This window comes from Planktothrix sp. FACHB-1355 (assembly GCF_014748295.1).
GTDB lineage: Bacteria > Cyanobacteriota > Cyanobacteriia > Cyanobacteriales > Aerosakkonemataceae > Aerosakkonema > Aerosakkonema funiforme_A.
On the sequence record NZ_JACJUP010000673.1, the window covers coordinates 1 to 3,794 of the forward strand.

At 44.1% G+C, this 3,794-nt stretch carries 3 protein-coding genes; all 3 read right to left on the reverse strand.

Annotation, left to right across the window (positions count from 1 at the left end; translation table 11 throughout):
- A partial coding sequence (locus H6S82_RS22800; RefSeq protein ID WP_191056756.1) for a ShlB/FhaC/HecB family hemolysin secretion/activation protein occupies positions 1-1,838 on the reverse strand: 1,838 nt, incomplete at its 3' end.
- A gap of 523 nt (positions 1,839-2,361) precedes the next feature.
- Positions 2,362-2,922, reverse strand: coding sequence for a hypothetical protein (locus tag H6S82_RS22805; RefSeq protein ID WP_190470699.1), 561 nt, complete (start codon positions 2,920-2,922; stop codon positions 2,362-2,364).
- Positions 2,923-3,069: 147 nt separating this feature from the next.
- A complete protein-coding gene (locus H6S82_RS22810; RefSeq protein ID WP_190470701.1) occupies positions 3,070-3,747 on the reverse strand; it encodes a response regulator transcription factor in 678 nt (225 codons plus the stop codon).
- Positions 3,748-3,794: the final 47 nt, after the last annotated feature.

A 3,794-nucleotide genomic window follows, 5' to 3' on the forward strand; every position in this document is an offset into this window, starting at 1 on the left:
TAAACAACCCGGAAATAAAAACCCATATCTTGTGCATTTTCGCCTTTATCGCTAATACTAATTAGCGGCACACCGTAATCAACTCGCACATTTAATCTGGGCAGTGGCTCCCACAGCAAACCCATACCAACTCCCGCTAAAAACCTCTCGTCATCTATCTCTTGTGATGTATTGGGATTATTCGGGTTATTCCAAACTCCTCCCACATCAAAAAACGGTGCTATTTGTAATGTCGGCAAATCGTTTTTATTGCGTTGCAAGGTAATGCGGTCTTCTATAGAAACTCGAAAGCCACTATCACCCGAACGCAAATTTTGCCGATAGCCGCGCAATGATTGACCGCCGCCGATTACAAACTGTTGGGATGATAATAAGCTATCGGTTGTTAATTGCACATCCGCTTGCAAGATGAGTAGATGATTGTTGCTCAGCCTTTGAACGCGCTGCACTTGACCTAACCAACTCAAAAAGCGTCCATCTGGAATTGGATCGGGATTAATAGTGGCGTCAAGTAAGCCGGTACCGAGACTAAATTGCGATCGCACCGCCGTCGCTCCCTTTGTATCCCGGCTTACATATTCTTGTTGAAAGTTAATTACACTGGTGCGGCTTCTCCCTTCTTCATCTGGCCCCTCGCCAAAAGGAGTTGGCTCGCCATCCAGAAACGTCTGACTTTCCCGACGGGTAAAACCAAGCGATAAGGTAAATTCTCGACGAGGCGATCGAAATATCGGTTGACGGTAACTGATTTCATAAAGATTCGATTCACCTGTAATATTAAATCGATCGAACGGAGGCTGAGTAATTTCGTAGAAATTAGGTGCAACTCTTAATTGCAGAGTGCCATCTTTCGCATTGAGGGGAACGCTGTAGGTAAAATCCAAAGCATTAGAACCTCCTGTAGTGGAACGATAATAAGCAGCAGCAACTTCATCCCCAAAACCGGTAATATTGCGATAGCGCAGATTCACCCCCAATCTTTCCGAACCAACGCTGGGTGCTGAATAATTATCAATACTAAAGTTACTATCAAATTGCTCTGCCTCGGTGACGCGAACGACGAGAACACTTTTTCCCAACTCGCTTCCAGCTCGCAGACTCGCTTCGACATTTTCAAATAACGGGTTAACGCGCAGCAATCTGAGTCGATCTTCTAGTTGATTGGTATTGAGGGGAGTAGTTATCCCCAGACGCACGCGATCGCGCACATAAGATCTTCTTAAGCGACGAGTTCCTTCGATCTGAATTCGTTCTAAACTACCTTCAATAATCCGAATTAGCACCACACCATTATTAACAGTTTGGTCTGGCAAAACCGCTCTTGATGTAATGTATCCACGGTCGATGTAAAGCTTGGTGATTGCATCGGCAACCGCCCTCAATTCATCCAAACTAACTTCCCGTCCTTCAAAAGGTTTGGTGATGGCGTTAATTTCTTCTGTACTTAAGACGGTGTTACCGACGACTTCGATTTTTTGAAGCGCTATTCTGATGGGAGGTGCATCTGACTCTGTTTCCGGTGTCGTTATTTCCAAAACCGGACGCTGGTCTTCGGGTGTGGTCGGTAAGGGTGTCGGTGCTGGTTGCAAAAACCGATCGGTATTCGGATTCGGTTGCGGATTCGGTGGTATTTGAGGCGGTATCTGAGGCGCATTCTGTGCTAATTCTTCAGTAAATTCTGCTGCTGAGGGATTTGGCAGCAAAACAACTCCAACTGCTGCATTACTGGGACGTAAGCTACAAAATACAGCACTGAAAATGGAAAATCCCGAACATAGCGATCTCCCTAACCGGGAGCGAAGTAATCCCTTATATTTGGAATAAATTTTTTTTTCCATCGGTCGAGCCCAAGTGACTATTCAATAATTAACTTTGTTCAGAGGAAATTTTATTATTCTCTTTTTGTCTAGCTTAGGTATTATACTTTTTGAATGCAATTAGCTATCGGTAAATCGGCGCAGACAGTTTAAATATTAATGTTTTGAGGCAATTTTTACAGTCGAACTGCACTAACTGGCCAAACATAGATTTGAAAAACTTATCAAAAAAGTAGTTTTTAAAATTCTATTTCCCAAGCTGATTGCATATCAAACATATAAACCATAATTAGCTCAAAATTTAGCATAACATCTAATTTGACGAAAAAAAGGGGTTTCAATTTTCCCATTTCAAGGATAATCATCTAAAAATTTTTCCTAATTTCAAGCTTTGTCCCTTCAAGGCGGAGGTAATCCAAAATCCTTGGTTCGGGCGCTCGGCGGCTCTAAACTAACTGCTACCAGAGCGAGTTTATGTATAAACATTTTGTTTTTTTAGTAAATTTCCACCTTAATTTACCATTAGTTATCTACAATTTGAAAGTTAAAAAGTTATCCCTTTCATCTGTTCAAATGGTACTTCATCTGATTGCTCTAACACAAGTACTGGTATCGGTTTAGCATCTTCATCCCATTTTATGTAGACAATGCGATCTTCAATTGTGGGTTGCCAAACATCGTCTCGATCGCAAGGGCTCAAAAACGTTTCAATACAGTCAATAATTTGATTTATTGTCACATAAGTGTATTGAGTCGGAAACTTCTTTAAAAGAACTTGAATGCGAAACAGCACAATATTTTTGCCTTTGTCGGATACGTTTATCTCATGTTCCACATCAAATACTTCGTCAACTGGTCGATCGCCAGCGCTGCCACTTTTTAAATTGCTAGAGCGCAGTGTGGAGGAAAACTTGTCTTTTAGTTTGCCTTTAATTTGCTCTACGATTGCCAAATGAAACACTTCCTCGCACATCCGCATCCGGATATAGTCCAAGATAATTTCTCGCGAGTACATTAGATCCCGCTTTGCAGGCGTCTGCTTGTAGGCGATCGTATCCTCTGGGTCTCTTGAGGTTGCGAGGCTTGGCTGCTTTTTCGGCTGCATTGTCAATTTACTCCACCTTTGGGGAGCGAGAATTTATTTTGAATATACTCCACTTCAGACAAAACGACTGTAAGCGATCGTCATTTTTAATCATCAGCCATCAAACCATGAAGTATCAGCAACAAATAATAAGCAATGACTATTTTCTCAAACCAGTCCCGATCGCAACGCCACCACAGCTGCCTGCACGCGGTCATCAACCGATAACTTATTCATAATCCCTCTCACGTGAGTTTTCACAGTGTTAGGACTGAGGTATAATGCCTCCGCAATTTCCGGATTGCTGTAACCTTCTACCATTAATTTCAAAACCTCTAACTCCCGCTGCGACAGATTCGCCACATTACCCGTCGGAGAAGGAGGTTTGAGATGGTCGATCACTTTGCGAGCGATCTGAGGGTCGAGATAAGTAGCACCCTCCGTGGCAGCTGCGATCGCTGCCAGCAGGCGATCCACACTCGCCCCCTTAATACAGTAAGCATCCGCACCGCTGGAAAGAGCGGCAATAATTTCCGTTTCAGTCGTGTGGGAAGTCAGCATCACCACTCGCACACTCGGAAGTTCCTTCTTAATTCGCTGTGTCGCCGCAATACCATCCAATCGCGGCAAACCAATATCCATTACCACCAGATCCGGCTTGAGTTTTAAAGCCGCCTCCACTCCCAGATAACCATCTTCGGCTTGTCCCACAAGCTCGATCTGCGGATGCGCGGCTAAAGATTGCTCCAACCCCAATTGCATCATGGGATCGTCTTCCACAATCAAAACCCGAAGCAGCGGGGAACCAGCAGGCAAATTTATCGGGGATGGTGTTTCAGGGGACATGATAGGGCTAGGGGCTAGGGGATAGGGGATAGGGCGTCGGGGCTAGG

Bases quoted from the DNA above. Each gene is read 5' to 3' on its own strand.
- H6S82_RS22805 (WP_190470699.1), bottom strand. From the start codon at position 2,922: ATGCAGCCGAAAAAGCAGCCAAGCCTCGCAACCTCAAGAGACCCAGAG.
- H6S82_RS22810 (WP_190470701.1), bottom strand. From the start codon at position 3,747: ATGTCCCCTGAAACACCATCCCCGATAAATTTGCCTGCTGGTTCCCCG.